This is a genomic window from Bacillus massilinigeriensis (assembly GCF_900117315.1).
Taxonomy (GTDB): domain Bacteria; phylum Bacillota; class Bacilli; order Bacillales; family Cytobacillaceae; genus Bacillus_BE; species Bacillus_BE massilionigeriensis.
Window position 1 is genome coordinate 2,477,170 of the sequence record NZ_LT630337.1, and the last position, 16,968, is coordinate 2,494,137.

Below are 16,968 nucleotides of genomic sequence, written 5' to 3' on the forward strand. Positions count from 1 at the left end.
TAATATAATATACAAAAATAAAATTACACCTTTGAAAAAGGTAAAGTTATAAGAACAAGAAAAGGATTTTCTAACCTGAGAAAGGAATCATTATCCGTGGAACTATACTCAATTTCTTACGTCTATTTATGTTAAAGGAGTGGTTTTATTGAAAAAATTAGCCATTTTCATTCTTCTACTAGGAACTCTCGCTAGCTGCAAAGCTCTCCCCATAAGGACTCATGTTGAAATTGAATGGGTAGATTTTATTAAATGGAATGGAAAGGAATATAACGGAATTTATACAGCGGAATTGGCTGATGAAAAATCTATTGGGGGAAAAATTGGAGAAGTCAAATTTAAAGTTGCAGACAATATCTTTGACACACATTACAAAATAAAAAATGGTGACGCTGCGTTTCATGAAAAAGGAACAGAAATTTATGAAATAAAGGGATATCCAGATTATATAGCCGTGAAATCCCCAGATAAAATAAATGGATATGCTGTATATTATGATATCGATGAGTCAGAGTATAACTGGTACTTCAAACAAGTTCCACTTACAAAAGTAAGCCAAATTGAAATTTACCAATTGATGGTTTCTAATGAAAACAAAAAGGTAAGTGAATTGAAAACGAATAAAGAGGTCGAACGCTTCCTTCAACTATTAAAGAACAGTCGAGAGAATCCAAACTTCGAACCAAACATGGAAAAAGGTGATCCGACCTATTATGATATTCTATTATATACGGATGGACCTATTGCATATAAATACGATCTACAGTTTGATGGCTTCACTTATTTTTGGCATCCATGGGATACGAATATCTTATCTAATGATATTAATAAATTTATTCCATCTAAGCCATAAACCTTATCTCCTTCTTTTTATCCACTTGATTAAAATGAAGGTTAAGACTAAATATATCAAAATGACGACTCCAAGGGTAATCATTCTTTCCTGGGTTGAACCATCTGCTAACAATACTGGTCCTAAACCAAAGAAGGTTACCCCTAAGTAAAGCAAAACAAAAATGGTGGAAATCAACCATTTCATCTAGAATCACTCCCGATTTTTCCCATACAAATCTTTCCCCTTTTCTATAGAGTATACAAGGAATCGTATAATGGTACTTTGATAATTAAAATACCATACATCCCACTTCTTTCAAGGTATGTACGGTATCGCCATCTTAGGGCTCCATTTAATATAAACGTATAGACAACGACTGAGATCACCACAAATATGACAAGCCCTAAATAAATCATACCTGCTATAGCACCAACATACTCAAGAGCCAAAGGAACAAAAAAGGTAATCTCACCTAATATCATTAAGAAAAGTCCAAAAGACCTTTTGCTCCTATCAAGGTTGAGCTTTTAAGCTTCCTCTATATAAGAATCCTAATAAAAGAACTACAATTAATAATACCGGTGTAAAGATAAGACTAGATTCTAAGCCATATCCTGCACCATTCCAAATGTTTTTATCACTGTATATTACAGAGAAAAGTGATTCGACATCTTTCCCTCCATTTCTAAATCCAAATATGGAAGACTGTAAAAAGTTCATCAAAAAGTGAATTCCAATTGGCATCCATAAACTTCCTGAAAACACTCGGCTTTGGGACATTATTAAAGATAATAGGAAGATATTCACTATTTCGATAAAAAGAAACTCAAGGGGCTTTGAAAACGAATAAGGATTCAATAGATGGATGGCTGCAAACAAAAGAGAGTTTGTAATTATTGCAGTTTTTACCCCATATGCTTCTTTATAAAGTCCATAGAAGTACCCACGAAACAGCCACTCCTCCCCAAGCCCTACGATTAGAAATAATAAAGCCTGACTGATTACTAATTCCATCTTAAAGGAATGGTCTTCTAATGTTACTTTTCCACCAAGTATCATAATAGACATTGATATAGCAACTACAATGGAGATAATCATAAGCCCCATAAAGATATTACTGATAGTGTGACGATCCCTCCAACCTACAACCCAGCCTTTCTTTCTCTCAAACAATAAATACATAGTGAAGGCAGTTAATCCTAAACTAATTGGAGTTAGTAACTCCCCACTCTCTTTTTCATTTAATACACTTTGTGTAAAACCGTTTAATATAATTATTAATCCCAAAAGCAGAACCACACTTAAAATTGTTTTACCAATAATCCCTAATAATTTTTTATTCACCCTTCTTTTCTCCCTTCACTTTCGATAATCTAATAGTAAGGGAGAATAGTCATAATTTCTTAGTGCATTAAGTAATGAAGAAAGTCATAAAAAATTTTTTCATTAAAAAGGTCCATATCTTTGATGACCAATAGTAATCAAAGATACAGACCTTTTTATAGACATAAACTCATTGTCTTATTATATTAGATTTTCCTTTTGAGCCTTAAGAATGGCTTCGGTGCGGTTGGCAACCTCTAGCTTTGCATAAAGGTTTGAAATATAGTTCTTTACCGTTCCCATTGAAAGATATAGCTTTTCTGCAATATATTGGTTGGATAATCCGTCTGCTAAGCACTTTAGAACCTCTAATTCACGCTTACTCAGCTTATATTTATCGACCATGTCCCCTTCCCCTTTTGTTCCTGCATGATGAATATAATTAGTGAACAAGGCCTTAGCAACCTCTTGAGTAATTAAATTTCCACCATTTGCGACCACACGAATCCCCGCTACTAGGTCTTTCGTGTCAATTGCTTTAAGAAGGTATCCTTCAGCCCCAGCATGTAGTGCATTTATCACAAAGTCCATCTCCTGGAAGGTTGTAAGGACAATAACTTTCACATCTGGATGGTCTTCTTTTATCCTTTTTGTTGCTTCGATTCCATCCATTACCGGCATATTAATATCCATTAGTATAATATCCGGTGGGTCTTTTTCACATTGTCTAACCGCTAGTTCACCGTTCTCTACTGTTGAAACGACCTCAATATCAGGCTCAATGTCTAATACAATTTGTAAACTCGAACGAATCAGTTCTTGATCTTCAGCAATTAGAATTCGAATGTGCTCCATCTTATCCCCCCATTGGTATCTCAAATGATACAGCAGTTCCTTCACCTAACGTGGAACTGATTTGGAATTTCCCTTTAAGAGATTCTATTCTCTCCTTCATTCCTTCAATACCGTATCCCTCTTGAATGGAATCTGAACCAGTTCCATTGTCATCAATTTTTAATATTAAGTGATTGTTGTTAGACTTTAATGTAACAATAATTTCAGTGGCATTCCCATGTTTTTTTGCATTTGTGAGTGCTTCCTGTAAGCACCTCAAAAAGACAAGTTTCGTAGACTCTGAAATATATACTTCCGGATGATCGCTTTCGACAAGTATTCTTGTCCCCGTTTGATTAGCAAACTCTTCAGCTGTTTTCTGAAGCAACTGATCAATAGGAAGCCTTAATTCATTCATTGCCATATCATGGACCGTCTGCCTCAAACGTTCTAAATTTCCCCGGCTAAAAACAATTAATTCCCCTAGTCTCTTCTTGGCATTCACTGGGTCTCGGTCCATCAGAGTGTGAACGGCCTCCATCGCCACAATCGATGCAGTCAAGGAATGACCAACTGTGTCATGCAGTTCCCGAGACATCCGGTTTCTCTCTTCCAATAAGGTCACACGCTCAACCTGATAGATATAATGCTCTAGTTCCCTATTTTTCTCTTCGATTAAGCTTAGACTTTCAGCTAATTGATGCTTTTGTCTAAAAAATACCCCAAAGCTAAATCCAAATGCGGAAAACAAGCATAAATTTACGATCTGATTACCTAAAGCATTCCAATCAAGACCACCCATTATTTCTAGAGTAAGAGGAAACACTATACAACAAATGGGTACAATCCAGTAGTAAAGTTTTTTTGTAGATAAATAGCTGATGACAAATAGTGGGATGTAGAAATAACTAGTAACATTATTTTCCTTTGAAATATATATCATGAAAAACAATACAAATCCTATACTTAGTATAAGCTCAAAGGTAATAAAGAGTTTAGGCTTAATATTCTTTGGTAAATAGAATAATTGTGGGGCTGCATAGGCAATTAAAGCTAAAGTGAATATTAATCCACGCTGCTCCTCAACAGTTAAGCCATAAATATAGGCAAGACTAAGTAAAAATCCTATCAACCGGAGACCTACTACAAACCAATCTGCCCATCCCCAATCACGTCTTAAATGTAAATCCATAGAACCTAGTCTCCTTTTTTCTATCGATGGTAAACATAGTAACCTCAAAAAATACTGAAAGTTAAAAAAAATCTATTATTTAACCAAAAAGATACCACAAAGATGAAAAAAAGGGAAAGTTATTCGTGGATTTTTGTCTAAAAAGAAACAGAAGAGGCTAAGGATATGATTCCTTAGCCCGTTTACCCACGCATTGATAAAATTAAACCTTTTACAATCCCATATAAGAAAATGTATGTAATTAATCATTTACTTCTTTAGTTTTATAAAATGAGATTGGCCAACAAAAACATTCTATGTGAACATTTGTCATAAATAAAAAACGCCCGTGCCTATTTCATAGGAATCACGGGCATTTCTTCATATTTCGTAAAGGAAGTCACTTTATGAATCTCCCAAATTACTTAGATCATTTTCCAAAAACTGCTGAGTATAGCTTATATCCACCATCTAGATTTTTCGCCTTTATTCCATTTTCATCTAAAATACGTGCAGCTAAATATCCGCGTAAACCAACCTGACAAGATACATAGATGTCCTTATCCTTAGGTACCTCGTCTAGTCGATCACGTAAATCATTTACAGGAATATTAACAGATCCCCTTATTGCACCACGTGCTACCTCTTGCGGATCCCTAACATCAATCAAATATCCGCCATTTTCAACAATCTGATCAATTTCATGCCATTGAATTGTATCAACTAAGCCTTCCATGATGTTTGTTGCTACATACCCCGCATAGTTAACTGGATCCTTTGCAGATGAAAATGGTGGTGCGTAAGCTAGTTCCAAATCAGGTAAGTCTTGAACCTTTAGACCACCTTTTATTGCTGTAGCAATGACGTCAATACGCTTATCAACTCCGTCTTTACCTACCCCTTGAGCACCATAAATCTTTCCTGTCTCTTTATCAAAAATAAGTTTTAATGTAAGCTGAGATGCCCCTGGGTAGTACCCTGCATGATTGTTTGGATGAACATGAACGACCTCATAGGGAATACCGATTCGTTGTAATGTTTTTTCATTATTACCTGTGGCTGCAACAGCTAAATCAAAAATTTTGGCAATCGATGTTCCCATTGTACCTTTGTACTCTGCTTCTCTACCATTAATATGGTCTGCGACTAATCGACCTTGACGGTTAGCCGGCCAAGCTAGAGGGACGAAGGTTTCAAATTCATTAATATAATCCTTAACCTCGATAACGTCTCCGACAGCATAAATGGATGAATCGGAGGTTTGTAAATGACTGTTCACTTTAATTGCTCCACGTAAGCCTAGCTCAAGCCCTGCATCCTTCGCAAGTGAGTTTTCAGGTTGAACGCCGATAGCTAGAATAATCATGTCTGTATCAATCACTTTACCACTACTTAAACAGATTTGTTTCCCCTCATTCTCAAATGATTCAACTCCATCATCTAAGACTAGGTCAATTCCTTTTTCTAGAAGATGGGTTTGAACAATTTGTGCCATTTCGTAATCAATAGGAGCCATTACTTGATTGGATCTCTCCACCAAAGTAACCTCAACCCCTCGTTCCACCAGGTTTTCTGCCATCTCTAAGCCAATAAACCCTCCGCCTACAATGACTGCTTGTTTTGGCTTTACTACATCTACATATTTCTTTATTTTGTCTGTATCAGGTACATTTCGTATCGTAAATAATGCCTTTGCCTCTTCAATACCTGGAATATTTGGCCGAATAGGCTTCGAACCTGGTGATAGGATTAATACATCATAGGATTCATCATATTCTTCACCAGTTTGAACATTTCTAGCTGTAATCTTCTTTTCATCCCGATTAATTTTAACTACTTCTGTAAAATTACGAATATCAAGGTTAAAACGATTCGTCATCCCCTCTATGGTTTGAACTAAAAGCTTATTTCGATTTTGAATCACCTCACCAATATAGTAGGGTAAACCACAGTTAGCAAAAGAAATATATTCACCTCTTTCAAACATCACAATATGGTCTTCTTCACTTAATCTTCGTAAACGAGCTGCAGCAGAAGCCCCTCCAGCGACCCCACCAACAATTAAAATTTTCTTCATTTTTTAACCTCCCCATAAGTTAATTCTGTACATTTAATATACCTATAGGGGTATTATATAGCACATATATAAATAATAAAAGGCTTTTTAAAGTTTTTTTATTTTTTACCTGTGAACTATGAATAATAAGTGTCATCTTTAACTTCAAATCAATTACTTAAATAGAAAAGACTGAATTCTATTTGCTAGATAATGCACATAGAATCAGTCCTAATCACGATAATATATTAGGTTTTTTTACTATTTTTATTATATCCATCCCTTGACCGATATTGCTGTGGTGCCCTTGTTGGGTAACGTACAGGAAAACTAAACATATGGACAAGCTGTGTAAATGGAATGGATGCGAATAAGATAAACGACAAGATCACATGGACCTTAAATAGAGTGGGCACGCCAATCATTAATTCTGCCTGGGGATTTAAGGTAAATAGGCTTCTAAACCATGGGCCAATGGATAATCGGTATTCATATGCTCCAACGGTTGTATTGTATATAATCGTCATATAAGTACCAAGACTTGCAACTAGTAATAGCCATATTATCGTAAAATAACCTCCAAAACTCGTATGTTTGCGAACTCTTGGGAAAAAAAACTTTCGAACGAGTAGGACAATCAAGCCTAGTACAACCATGACTCCCGCTAATCCACCACCAACTATAGCAAAGAAGTGATAGGTATGATCATCTACACCAATCGCGTTATAAAATTGAAGAGGAATCAGCATACCCATGACATGTCCCAAAAAGGCAAAAATGATTCCATAATGAAAAACCATTGACCCAATACGTAACCACTTTTTCTCAAAGATTTCTGTGGATGGTGCTGTCCAGCTTTTTCCGCGAAAGATAAACCTATAAAATGTTGCAATTACAAGGATGGTTCCACATATATAAGGAAATACCGTCCACCAAAATAGTGCCTCCATCACAATTACCCTCCTTTAGCGATACATTAATGGATAAGGTAGCTCATCCAAATCTGGTTCTTCAATTTCGCTCTCTAGCAAATCCATTTCATTATCTAAAGGTGCTTCAAAAACAAACATCATTAATACTTCAATGACTTTGTAATAAGGGTTATTGCTAGGAAGATAATTTAAGATTCGTTGAAGCGCAAACCCTAGGCGTTTGGCTAAGCTTGCGATTTTCTCTTCCAATTCCTCTGGCGCTACGGCTAACAACTCCAATAGCATCGGAATATAATCCGCAAGTTCTTTTCCTTCATAATCATATCCAGCTTCTACAATTAACTTTTGTAATTGAATTAAGGCAGCCCCACGCTTTTTACTGTCCCCTACTTCTTGTGCAGTTAAATATAAATTGGTTTTCTGCCTATGATCAAAAGTATCAACGTATAATTCTTGCAACTCTTGAATGGGCATTTCATATAATGGTATGATTCTTTGGATCACCTCTGACCTCAAGCCCTCCGATGTGATCGTCTCATTTACAAACTCTTCAATTTGATTGCGTTCTTCCAGAAAATCTTCTCCAGGATAATCTAGTATCCGTGATAGGATAATTAATATCGCTTTTTCATCATTAATCATTGGCTTTCACTTCTTCCAAATGGATGGGTCACCATACCTTCAGGTGGTGCCAATTCTTCTATACTGCATGCGCCGTATTTATAATGTAAATCCTCGTCCATTTCACGACGTCCTGTAGGAATCACAAATCGTTCATTATATTTTGCAACCGCTAATAGTCGAGACATTTCCTCTAATTCATCCTCTGTTGTAGTTGCCTCTTGCAGAAGCTTACTCTTCTTCAGCTCATCCATGCCACCAACCGTTTTTGCCCTCATATGGATTCGCATGGCAGCCATTTTTAACAGCACCTTTCTGACGACTTCCGTGTCATCTGCAGTTAATATGGAAGCCAAATACTCAAGCGGTATCCTCATTTGATCAACAGCTGGTATATAACCATCTGGACTTAAGGATTGCTCATTAGTAATGTGATTCATGATTGGACTTAACGGTGGAACATACCAAACCATTGGCAGAGTTCGATATTCTGGATGTAACGGTAAAGCAATTTTCCACTTCATTGCCAGCTTATAGACTGGAGATTCTTGAGCGCTTTTTATCCAGCTATAATTAATCCCTTGTTCTTGGGCTTTCTCGATGACTTCTGGATTAAAGGGGTCAAGAAAGACTGAGAGCTGGGATTGATACAAATCCTTTGGGTTTTCTACTGATGCCGCTTCTTTAACCTTGTCTGCATCGTATAGAACGACTCCAATATAGCGAATCCGACCAACACAGGTTTCAGAACATATAGTAGGTAGTCCAGCTTCTGTTCGCGGATAGCAAAAGTTACACTTCTCTGCTTTATGAGTATTCCAATTATAGTAAACCTTATGATAGGGACAGCCATTCATGCAAAATCTCCAGCCCCTGCAAGCATCTTGATCCACTAATACGATGCCGTCTTCATCCCTTTTATATAACGCACCTGATGGACAGGATGCGACACAGGATGGATTGAGGCAATGCTCACAGATGCGTGGCAAATACATCATAAATGTCTTCTCATATTCCAAGGTGACATGTTCTTGAAGCTTTTGCACGTTTGGGTCCATTGGAACAACCTCATTACCTCCTGCAAGGTCATCATCCCAGTTCGGTCCCCATTCAGGCTTGTCCATATATTCACCGGTAACCATGGACTTTGGCCGTGCAACCGGGAGGCTATCACCTTTTTCACGCCAATGAAGATGCTCGAAATCATAGGTCCATGGCTCATAGAAATCCCCCAAATCTGCCATATTTGGATTGAAGAAAATATTAGCAAGCTTGGATATGGGACCACCTGCTTTTAAATGGAGCTTTCCATTTCGTAAAACCCAACCGCCTTTGAATCGTTCTGTATTTTCCCATTGTTTTGGATAACCTACACCAGGTCGGGTCTCGACATTGTTGAACCACACATACTCCATCCCAGGGCGATTTGTCCAAACATTTTTACAAGTTACAGAACAAGTATGGCAGCCAATGCATTTGTCTAGATGCATAACCATTGCCACCTGAGCCTTAATTCTCAAGCCAATCGACCTCCTTAAGCGGCCTAATTATTGTTAGGGTATCCCTCTGGCTACCAGTGGGTCCATAATAATTAAAACCGTAACTCAACTGAGAATATCCGCCAATCATATGGGTTGCTTTTGGAAATATTCTCGTCACACTGTTATGTGTTCCGCCCCTCGTTTTATTTATCGTATTTCCCGGAACACCCATGGTCCGATCCTGAGCGTGATGCATGTAAACGGCACCGGGAGGCATCCGATAGGTCAGAACGGCCCTCGCAACCACTACCCCGTTGCGATTGTAAACTTCAATCCAATCATTATCTTTTATTCCAATGGAAGCAGCATCCTTTTCATTCATCCAGACAACCTGCCAGCCTCTAAACAATTGAACCATTTGTGTTGTATCCGTAAACATCGTATGAATACCCCATTTTTGATGAGGGGTCATATATCTTAATGTAATGGACTTTCCACTGTTCTCAATTTCCTTTTCGTTTTTAATAAATGGTCCTTTTGTAATCGGTGGAATATACAGAGGAAGACCTTCACCAAAATCAAGCATTACCTCATGATCAAGGTAAAAGCTTTGTCTTCCCGTAAGCGTATGCCAAGGAATATGATATTCTTTATTCACTGTAAAAGGAGAATAACGACGATTATCATTTTCGAGTCCGCTCCACACAGGTGTTGAAATGGCTGGTCGTGGTTGAATCGTTAAGGCATCTAATGTATAGTCTTCTTCCTCGCGACCTTCAGAAATATGACTAAGCTTCTTCCCTGTCTTTTGTTCCATCGATTTCCAACCCTCGACAGCCCTCTTACCATTGGTTGCACCAGACATTAGGAGGATTGCGTTAATCGCCTTCCTATCCGTAAATAAGTCAGGATATCCTTTTCCAATACCTTCATGCTTAGATGGTCCTAGGCGATCAAGCAATTCCTTATATACCTTATCACCAGGTATTTTTACCCCCTTTGTGCCATAACCATTTTTTACGTTCGGACCTAGTGTAATCCACATATCGAATACATGTGGATAATCTCGTTTCACGAAATTAAAATTCGGCATCGTTTTCCCTGGGATTCCTTCTACCTCACCCTTTCGCCAATCCTTCACTTTTCCAAAGGGCTGAGCAATTTCATTAATGGTATCATGGGCTAGTGGTGACATCACCACGTCTTCCTGAGCAGGTAAATGCTCCTTCGCAAGGTCGGAAAAGCTTTTGGCAATCTCTCTAAATGCATCCCAGTCACTTCGCGTTTCCCATGGCGGGTTAATGGCCGCATTGAATGGATGAATAAAAGGGTGGAGATCTGTGCTGCTAATGTCATGCTTTTCATACCAGGTGGCTGCCGGCAAAATAATATCCGAAAATAGTCCAGAACTGGTCATTCTGAAATCCATGCTGACAAATAAATCGGTCTTCCCTTCAGGTGGAACATCTGAAATCTTTACATTTTCCGGTTGCCAGGAGCTTTCAGTATCCGTTAGTAAAGAATCTTTCGCTCCAATTAAATGCTTAACAAAGTATTCATGTCCCTTCCCACTATCCCCTAGCAGATTTGAACGCCAGTTAAAAAAGACACGAGGAAAATTCCGTGGATCATTCGGATTTTCAATCGCAAAATCGATTCTTCCTTCTGTCAGTTGTTTGGCAATATAATCAATAATCGCTTGGTCGTCAGAATTTTGTGATTTTGCTTCCTTCATTACGTCCAAGGAATTTTGAGAAAACTGAGGAAAGCTTGGTAACCAACCGAGACGTGCTGAGAGAGCATTGAAATCAGCCGGATGCATATTGGAATACTTACTACCCCACTCGGTATTTTCTTCATTTTTCTCATATTCATAGCGGAACTGCTCCGTAACAAAATAGAAGAAGGATGTCCCATTCATTAATCTAGGAGCCTTCAACCAATCATTCGCAAAGGCAATCTGTGAAAAGCCTTCTAGTGGTCGGACCTTTTCCTGACCGACATAGTGGGCCCATCCACCGCCATTCACCCCTTGTGATCCAGTCAGTAAGACTAGATTTAAAATGGATCGATAAATTTGATCACTATGATACCAATGGTTCGTTCCCCCGCCCATGGCAATCATTGATTTACCTTTCGTAAGCGCAGCATTTTCTGCAAATTCTCTGGCAACTTGAATGACGTGTGCTTTATTTACTCCGGTAATACTTTCCTGCCAAGCTGGGGTATAGGGCTTATCAGCATCATTGTAGTCAGTAGGGTATTCTCCCTGAAGCCCTCTGTTAACACCTGTATGGGCAAGAAGTAAATCAAAGACCGTGGTAATTATCCGTTCCTGACCAGATTTATCCTTTATTTTCTTAATCGGAACTCCTCGCTTAATCATTCCACCATCTTTTTCACCGAAGTATGGAAATTCCACCACGGCAACCTCATCAGAATCATTTATGAAGCTAAGCATCGGTTTGATTTCTGAACCATCCTCTGCGGATAAATCCAAATTCCACTTATTGCCTTGATCCCATTTATGCCCTTGACTTCCATTTGGAACGGCAAATCCCTTTTTTGCCTCATCCCAAACGACGGTTTTCCATTCGCCAAGTTCATGCTGGTCGGATATATCAGACGCCCTTAAGAAAGTGTCCGAACGGTATGTATCTTGTTTTTTGGATAGAGTCACTATAAATGGTAAATCTGTATATTGCTTAACGTAATCAGTAAAGTATGGAGTTTCTTTATCAACGTAAAATTCTTTTAAGATGACATGTGTCATGGCCATTGCTAGAGCACCATCTGTACCAGCTTTAGCGGGTAGCCACATGTCCGCAAATTTTTCATATTCGGCATAATCTGGACTAACCCCAACGACCTTTGTACCGTTGTACCTTGATTCCACCATGAAGTGAGCATCCGGAGTCCTCGTTTGTGGAATATTTGTCCCCCAAATAATAAAATATTTCGTATTGTACCAATCCCCACTCTCTGGTACATCCGTCTGGTCACCCCAAACTTGTGGGGAGGCTGGAGGCAAGTCAGCATACCAATCATAGAAGCTTAGAATTGTTCCCCCGATTAAGGATAAAAATCTTGCTCCCCCACAGTAGCTCACCATAGACATGGCTGGTATTGGACTGAAGCCTACGACGCGATCCGGCCCATATTTTTTTATGGTGTGGATTGTAGCAGCTGCAATCATCTGGCAAACATCTTTCCAGCTACCTCTGACAAAGCCACCTTTTCCACGGGCATTCACATATCGGTCCCGTTTTTTAGGGTCAGTTACAATATTTTCCCATGCTTCCACTGGATTATTGGCCCTTTGAACCTCATCCTTCCATAAAGCATATAAATCGCCTCTCACATAGGGGTACTTCACTCGTGTAGGACTATAAATATACCAAGAAAAGCTTGCGCCACGTGGGCATCCCCTTGGTTCGTATTCTGGAAAGTCATCACCTGTCGAAGGATAGTCCGTTTGTTGCGTTTCCCATGTAATGATTCCATCCTTTACATGGATTCTCCAGCTGCAGGAACCAGTGCAATTCACTCCATGGGTGGAGCGGACAATTTTATCAAATCCCCAACGGTTTCTGTAAATGGATTCCCAATCACGAGGCCTAGGGTTCTCTTCTGTCCAACCATCATTAATTCGTTCTCCGCGAACAAGGTGTTTAAGGGAGTGTAGTAAATTATTTTTCTTCTTCTCCATTGATGTCTACCCTTCCTTTCATAAGCTCTTTTAATGGATTGAAATCCTCTCCTATTATTCGATATGAGTCTATTCCTGAATCCAATTCCGACATAAAGATTTTCCAATTTGGTGCATTTGCGGCTACTAGTATCAGTCGTTGTAATGTATTCATATCATTGATAGCATAGATTCTCTGAATCATTTCACCTGTTATCCTTCCAAATCTCATTTGGAGCAGGGCAATTAAATCTTCTCGATCATCTACTAGCATTGCATCAGATTCAAATGAAAACATCACCACACCCCCAAGTTTAAAGTTTGATCATTTTATAATAGTCATTGATCAGCTGTGATTTACATTCTTCTGCTGCCTCCAGAAAGAAGCGGGAAATCTCTTCATTTGGTTGAATTGCTTGGTCAGAACTGATTTGCTTTGTAAGCTTTTGAGTGAATTCAGTAGAATACCTTATTGTGAGTAAAAAGCCATGCTCATTTTTGGAAATCGTCCCATGAACATCGTATGGATGAATATGATAGGTTGAAAAAGCTTCTACCATACTTTGATACAAGGCAGGTGCAGCATAGCGTAATAATCTTTCCTCTATCCCTTGTGAACCACTCATTTTTATCACCCTTTACCTTTTCATCCTAATTTTTCCTAAATATTGTTAGTTATTCGCTAAAAGTTTATTCATTTCTTCTTCATTATGGATTTCATCGATGACAATAAGGGTATCGAGTAATGTCAGCATTTGGTCATTGGGAGTTTGGGAGTGCAGGCTTGTCTTCAAGTGATCCACAATTACTCTCATGAGATCATGGTCGCGTGTAAGCTGATGAATGGTTTTTTGCAATTCCGGCCTTTCCTCCACTAAATCCTTATATAGGCCCTCCTCCTCTGCCTCAGCATGCTTCAATGTTCGCGATTCCCAATGTTCAATGGCGATTTCTGCGATTTGTAATGCCCTCTCCTTTTCACGTTTTTCTAAGCATTTTCTAAATAATTTATTTAATTCTCTCGCTTCATTTAGAGCAGCTTCATGGATCGTTGAGTGTGCCTCTTGTTTTTTTAAACTAGGTCCTGTCATGTTCCTTCTCCTTTCAAAAGATATATAAATAGAGTTAATGGTTACTTACCTTCATCAGCCTATCCATTATCCTTTTCAATAAACTTCATCCTTTGGATTTTATGAAAAAGAAGAAAAAAATGAAGCTATGGATTATTCCACAGCTTCTTTCCCGTCTTTATTTACTTCTGTTAAATCATTTAATAATCCGAGATAATATTTAACATCTCCCACATCATTTTTTATTTCATTGATTGTTAATAACCCTAAATATTCTTCTCCATTTTTTCTTTTATTCCATATTTGCCCTTGCCAATATCCTTGCTCTTTAATGGATTTCCACATTTGCTCATAAAAACTTTGATCATGCTTATCAGATCGAAGAATATTGGGATTTTTCCCAATTACTTCATCTGATTGATACCCTGTAACCCTTGTAAATGCCTGATTCACCTTTTGAATATAGCCTTTGATGTTTGTAACCATCATGCCCTGACCAATATTCTCCATAATCTTTGTTTCTAAGCTTAATCTTTCTAAATAATACATCCAAACAATAATCACAAAGCTAGCCAGAGCAAACATGGCAAGAGACATAAAACCTATGGCATAATGCCCAGTGATATTGAATACCATCGAAAGAACAAGCGGTGGGAAGAATCCACCTAGGCCACCCATAGCAGAAACAATCCCATTCACGATTCCTGCTTGTTTTGAAAAGTAATAAGGAACAAGCTTAAAAATCGTTCCATTTCCTATTCCTGCACAAAAGGCAACGGTCAAGCATCCAATCGTATACAAGGTGATTGTCGGGGAAAATGAGAGTAGTACACCAGAGAAAGTCAATCCTCCAAAAACAAACAGTAAAATGAGAAATGGATTGAATTTATCCCCTAGATAACCACCTATTGGTCTAAAAATGGTAGCGAGAGTGATAAATCCAGCCGTCCTTAACCCTGCATCGACAGAGGTTAAGTTAAAATTCGTCACTAGGAAATTAGGAAGATAGACTGTAAAAGCGACAAAAGAACCAAAGGTAATAAAATAAAATAAACTTAAAAACCAAAGCTTTTCATTCTTATAAACACTCTTTATTTGTTCAGACAGTGGCTTTGAAACTCTAGGTTCTTTACGATCTCCAAATAAGAAATTTAAAATGGCAAATAGGATAATTGGGATTAGAAATAGCCTTACCGTGTTTTGCCACCCAAAATTATTGGCCAGCACAGGGGCAGAAAATGAAGTAATCGCTGTTCCTATGTTCCCAGCCCCATAAATCCCGTTCACAAATCCATGTCTTTCCTTTGGATAATATTTAGGTAAAGAGGTAACTCCAATGGAAAAAATCGCCCCTCCCATTCCAAGCAAAAATCCCCCAATGAGTAAATCCATAAGTGAATCAGCCACACTTATATAAAAGACAGGAAATATTAATATAATAAAACTAATAAAAAACAGAATTCTCGCACCAAATCGGTTGGTCCAATAACCGATAAAAATCCGCATGACAGAACCTAAAATGACCGGAACAGCGGTAACTAAAGCGACCTCGTTTGCCGAAAGTGATATATCCTCTTTAATTCTTGGCATTAATGATGAAATAATTACCCAAATCATAAAGCCTACCACCAGGCTTAAGGTTTGCAGAGGTAGTTGCCACTTTTGTATACGCATGCGCTCATTTCTCCCTTCAATGTGGTAAATAAAATAACGTATGATATATGTTTAAATCTTCATAATGAATAAACTTAGCCGTCTATTCCTTTTAGTTTTAGAAAAATGTGCATATTCATACTCATTTCCAATTAATATTTTCCATCCCATTTGAGAACGCTAAGGGCAAATGGGTTAAGGGAGGGGTGGTTTTATGCGAAGGATTTTAATTGTTTCCATACTACTTTTTATTAGTATTTCATTTTTTTATGAGCACACTCACGCTTATTCTAAACATGAACCTATAAGAGGGATCTACATAAATGCTCCCAATACTAATAAGACAGTATTTAATAAATATCTTTCATTAGTCAAACGAACTGAGTTAAATGCCATGGTAATTGATATGAAAGATGATGACGGGCATTTAACCTTTCTCCCGTCTAAGCATTCCTCTTATTATAAAGTCAGTCACCCCTATATCACTAATCCGAAAGCTCTTCTGCACACATTAAAAAAGAACAATATTTATCCGATTGCTAGAATTGTTACCTTCAAAGACCGGGTGTTAGCAAATTCCCGCCCAGATTGGTCTTTTCAAACCTCTAGGGGACTTTGGAAAAATTCACGGGGGGATTCCTTCACGAATCCATATTTACGCGAAGTTTGGGATTACAATATTGGGATGGCGATAGAAGCAGCAAAACTCGGGTTTAAGGAAATTCAATTCGATTATGTTAGATTCCCAGAGAGATTTGAAAAATTTGAGCATACCCTTTCCTACACAAAGAAACCATTTGATGACAACCTTGACCGCAATAGGGTGACTGCCATAACTGAATTTGTTAAATATGCTCGAAAAAAACTTCAACCTTACCAAGTAAAACTTTCAATTGCCACCTTTGGCATTGTTACCGTGATACCGGAAGCTCAGGGCATTGGACAAAATTTCTCTGAAATAGCAACGAACGTTGATGCCATCTCTGCCATGATCTACCCAAGTCACTGGACTGGTATGAAAGGAATCAAAAAGCCTGACCTAAAGCCATATGAGACCGTTCAAAACTACGCCAAAAAGGAAAAAAAGAGATTAAACAAGCTAGAGAATCGTCCAATAACTCGTCCATGGGTCCAGGACTTTACCGCCTCTTGGCTTGGAAAGGGGAATTATAAACCATATGGAAAGAAGGAAGTGGAGGATCAAATCCGTGCCTTACATTCACAAGGAATTGATGAATTTTTATTGTGGAATAGTTCCAATAAATATACAACGGGTGTGGATTATACCCCTTATTAATAATTTC

Annotated in this window: 16 protein-coding genes; 2 read left to right on the forward strand and 14 right to left on the reverse strand. The window is 38.2% G+C overall.

Going from position 1 to position 16,968, the window contains the following annotated elements; all coding sequences use genetic code 11:
• The first annotated feature begins 148 nt into the window (after positions 1–148).
• Positions 149–853, forward strand: a complete 705-nt coding sequence (locus BQ6100_RS12295) for a hypothetical protein (protein ID WP_235816526.1) — start codon at positions 149–151, stop codon at positions 851–853.
• Between the two features lie 3 nt (positions 854–856).
• On the opposite strand, the gene BQ6100_RS12300 is transcribed toward BQ6100_RS12295, so the two are convergent.
• From BQ6100_RS12300 to BQ6100_RS12365, 14 genes are all read right to left on the reverse strand, one after another.
• Positions 857–1,039, reverse strand: a complete 183-nt coding sequence (locus BQ6100_RS12300) for a DUF6954 family protein (RefSeq protein ID WP_075981894.1) — start codon at positions 1,037–1,039, stop codon at positions 857–859.
• A 44-nt stretch (positions 1,040–1,083) separates the two neighbouring features.
• The gene (locus tag BQ6100_RS12305) at positions 1,084–1,317 is read right to left on the reverse strand and encodes a hypothetical protein (protein WP_075981895.1); all 234 of its coding nucleotides are present in this window, start codon (positions 1,315–1,317) and stop codon (positions 1,084–1,086) included.
• A 31-nt stretch (positions 1,318–1,348) separates the two neighbouring features.
• Complete coding sequence (locus BQ6100_RS12310; RefSeq protein ID WP_075981896.1) at positions 1,349–2,179, reverse strand: CPBP family intramembrane glutamic endopeptidase; 831 nt, start codon at positions 2,177–2,179, stop codon at positions 1,349–1,351.
• A 180-nt stretch (positions 2,180–2,359) separates the two neighbouring features.
• Positions 2,360–3,013: a response regulator transcription factor gene (locus BQ6100_RS12315; protein ID WP_075981897.1), complete on the reverse strand. Its 654-nt coding sequence runs from the start codon at positions 3,011–3,013 to the stop codon at positions 2,360–2,362.
• 1 nt (position 3,014) lies between these two features.
• Complete coding sequence (locus BQ6100_RS12320) at positions 3,015–4,184, reverse strand: sensor histidine kinase (RefSeq protein WP_075981898.1); 1,170 nt, start codon at positions 4,182–4,184, stop codon at positions 3,015–3,017.
• A gap of 409 nt (positions 4,185–4,593) precedes the next feature.
• Positions 4,594–6,240 (reverse strand): CoA-disulfide reductase, encoded by a 1,647-nt coding sequence (gene cdr, locus BQ6100_RS12325; protein WP_075981899.1) that lies wholly within the window; start codon positions 6,238–6,240, stop codon positions 4,594–4,596.
• Between the two features lie 227 nt (positions 6,241–6,467).
• Positions 6,468–7,169, reverse strand: a complete 702-nt coding sequence (narI, locus tag BQ6100_RS12330; protein ID WP_075981900.1) for a respiratory nitrate reductase subunit gamma — start codon at positions 7,167–7,169, stop codon at positions 6,468–6,470.
• 15 nt (positions 7,170–7,184) lie between these two features.
• A complete protein-coding gene (gene narJ, locus BQ6100_RS12335) occupies positions 7,185–7,793 on the reverse strand; it encodes a nitrate reductase molybdenum cofactor assembly chaperone (protein WP_084780374.1) in 609 nt (202 codons plus the stop codon).
• Positions 7,790–9,292, reverse strand: coding sequence for a nitrate reductase subunit beta (narH, locus tag BQ6100_RS12340; RefSeq protein ID WP_075981901.1), 1,503 nt, complete (start codon positions 9,290–9,292; stop codon positions 7,790–7,792). The genes narJ and narH overlap by 4 nt, the downstream gene beginning before the upstream one ends.
• Complete coding sequence (locus BQ6100_RS12345; RefSeq protein WP_075981902.1) at positions 9,282–12,962, reverse strand: nitrate reductase subunit alpha; 3,681 nt, start codon at positions 12,960–12,962, stop codon at positions 9,282–9,284. The genes narH and BQ6100_RS12345 overlap by 11 nt, the downstream gene beginning before the upstream one ends.
• On the reverse strand, positions 12,943–13,239 hold the full coding sequence (locus BQ6100_RS12350; protein WP_075981903.1) for a hypothetical protein: 297 nt from the start codon (positions 13,237–13,239) through the stop codon (positions 12,943–12,945). The genes BQ6100_RS12345 and BQ6100_RS12350 overlap by 20 nt, the downstream gene beginning before the upstream one ends.
• A gap of 16 nt (positions 13,240–13,255) precedes the next feature.
• Positions 13,256–13,567 (reverse strand): hypothetical protein, encoded by a 312-nt coding sequence (locus BQ6100_RS12355; RefSeq protein WP_075981904.1) that lies wholly within the window; start codon positions 13,565–13,567, stop codon positions 13,256–13,258.
• A 45-nt stretch (positions 13,568–13,612) separates the two neighbouring features.
• Positions 13,613–14,032 (reverse strand): hemerythrin domain-containing protein, encoded by a 420-nt coding sequence (locus tag BQ6100_RS12360; protein ID WP_075981905.1) that lies wholly within the window; start codon positions 14,030–14,032, stop codon positions 13,613–13,615.
• A gap of 132 nt (positions 14,033–14,164) precedes the next feature.
• Positions 14,165–15,685 (reverse strand): nitrate/nitrite transporter, encoded by a 1,521-nt coding sequence (locus BQ6100_RS12365; RefSeq protein ID WP_075981906.1) that lies wholly within the window; start codon positions 15,683–15,685, stop codon positions 14,165–14,167.
• A 193-nt stretch (positions 15,686–15,878) separates the two neighbouring features.
• Here BQ6100_RS12365 and BQ6100_RS12370 point away from each other — a divergent pair, with 193 nt between their 5' ends.
• The gene (locus BQ6100_RS12370; protein WP_075981907.1) at positions 15,879–16,961 is read left to right on the forward strand and encodes a putative glycoside hydrolase; all 1,083 of its coding nucleotides are present in this window, start codon (positions 15,879–15,881) and stop codon (positions 16,959–16,961) included.
• Positions 16,962–16,968 lie beyond the last annotated feature (7 nt).

Coding starts and splice junctions, on each gene's coding strand:
- cdr (WP_075981899.1), bottom strand. CDS start 6,240: ATGAAGAAAATTTTAATTGTTGGTGGGGTCGCTGGAGGGGCTTCTGCT.
- BQ6100_RS12355 (WP_075981904.1), bottom strand. CDS start 13,567: ATGAGTGGTTCACAAGGGATAGAGGAAAGATTATTACGCTATGCTGCA.
- BQ6100_RS12370 (WP_075981907.1), top strand. CDS start 15,879: ATGCGAAGGATTTTAATTGTTTCCATACTACTTTTTATTAGTATTTCA.
- BQ6100_RS12365 (WP_075981906.1), bottom strand. CDS start 15,685: ATGCGTATACAAAAGTGGCAACTACCTCTGCAAACCTTAAGCCTGGTG.
- BQ6100_RS12315 (WP_075981897.1), bottom strand. CDS start 3,013: ATGGAGCACATTCGAATTCTAATTGCTGAAGATCAAGAACTGATTCGT.
- narI (WP_075981900.1), bottom strand. CDS start 7,169: ATGGAGGCACTATTTTGGTGGACGGTATTTCCTTATATATGTGGAACC.
- BQ6100_RS12345 (WP_075981902.1), bottom strand. CDS start 12,962: ATGGAGAAGAAGAAAAATAATTTACTACACTCCCTTAAACACCTTGTT.
- BQ6100_RS12305 (WP_075981895.1), bottom strand. CDS start 1,317: ATGATATTAGGTGAGATTACCTTTTTTGTTCCTTTGGCTCTTGAGTAT.
- BQ6100_RS12300 (WP_075981894.1), bottom strand. CDS start 1,039: ATGAAATGGTTGATTTCCACCATTTTTGTTTTGCTTTACTTAGGGGTA.
- narJ (WP_084780374.1), bottom strand. CDS start 7,793: ATGATTAATGATGAAAAAGCGATATTAATTATCCTATCACGGATACTA.
- BQ6100_RS12350 (WP_075981903.1), bottom strand. CDS start 13,239: ATGTTTTCATTTGAATCTGATGCAATGCTAGTAGATGATCGAGAAGAT.
- BQ6100_RS12360 (WP_075981905.1), bottom strand. CDS start 14,032: ATGACAGGACCTAGTTTAAAAAAACAAGAGGCACACTCAACGATCCAT.
- BQ6100_RS12320 (WP_075981898.1), bottom strand. CDS start 4,184: ATGGATTTACATTTAAGACGTGATTGGGGATGGGCAGATTGGTTTGTA.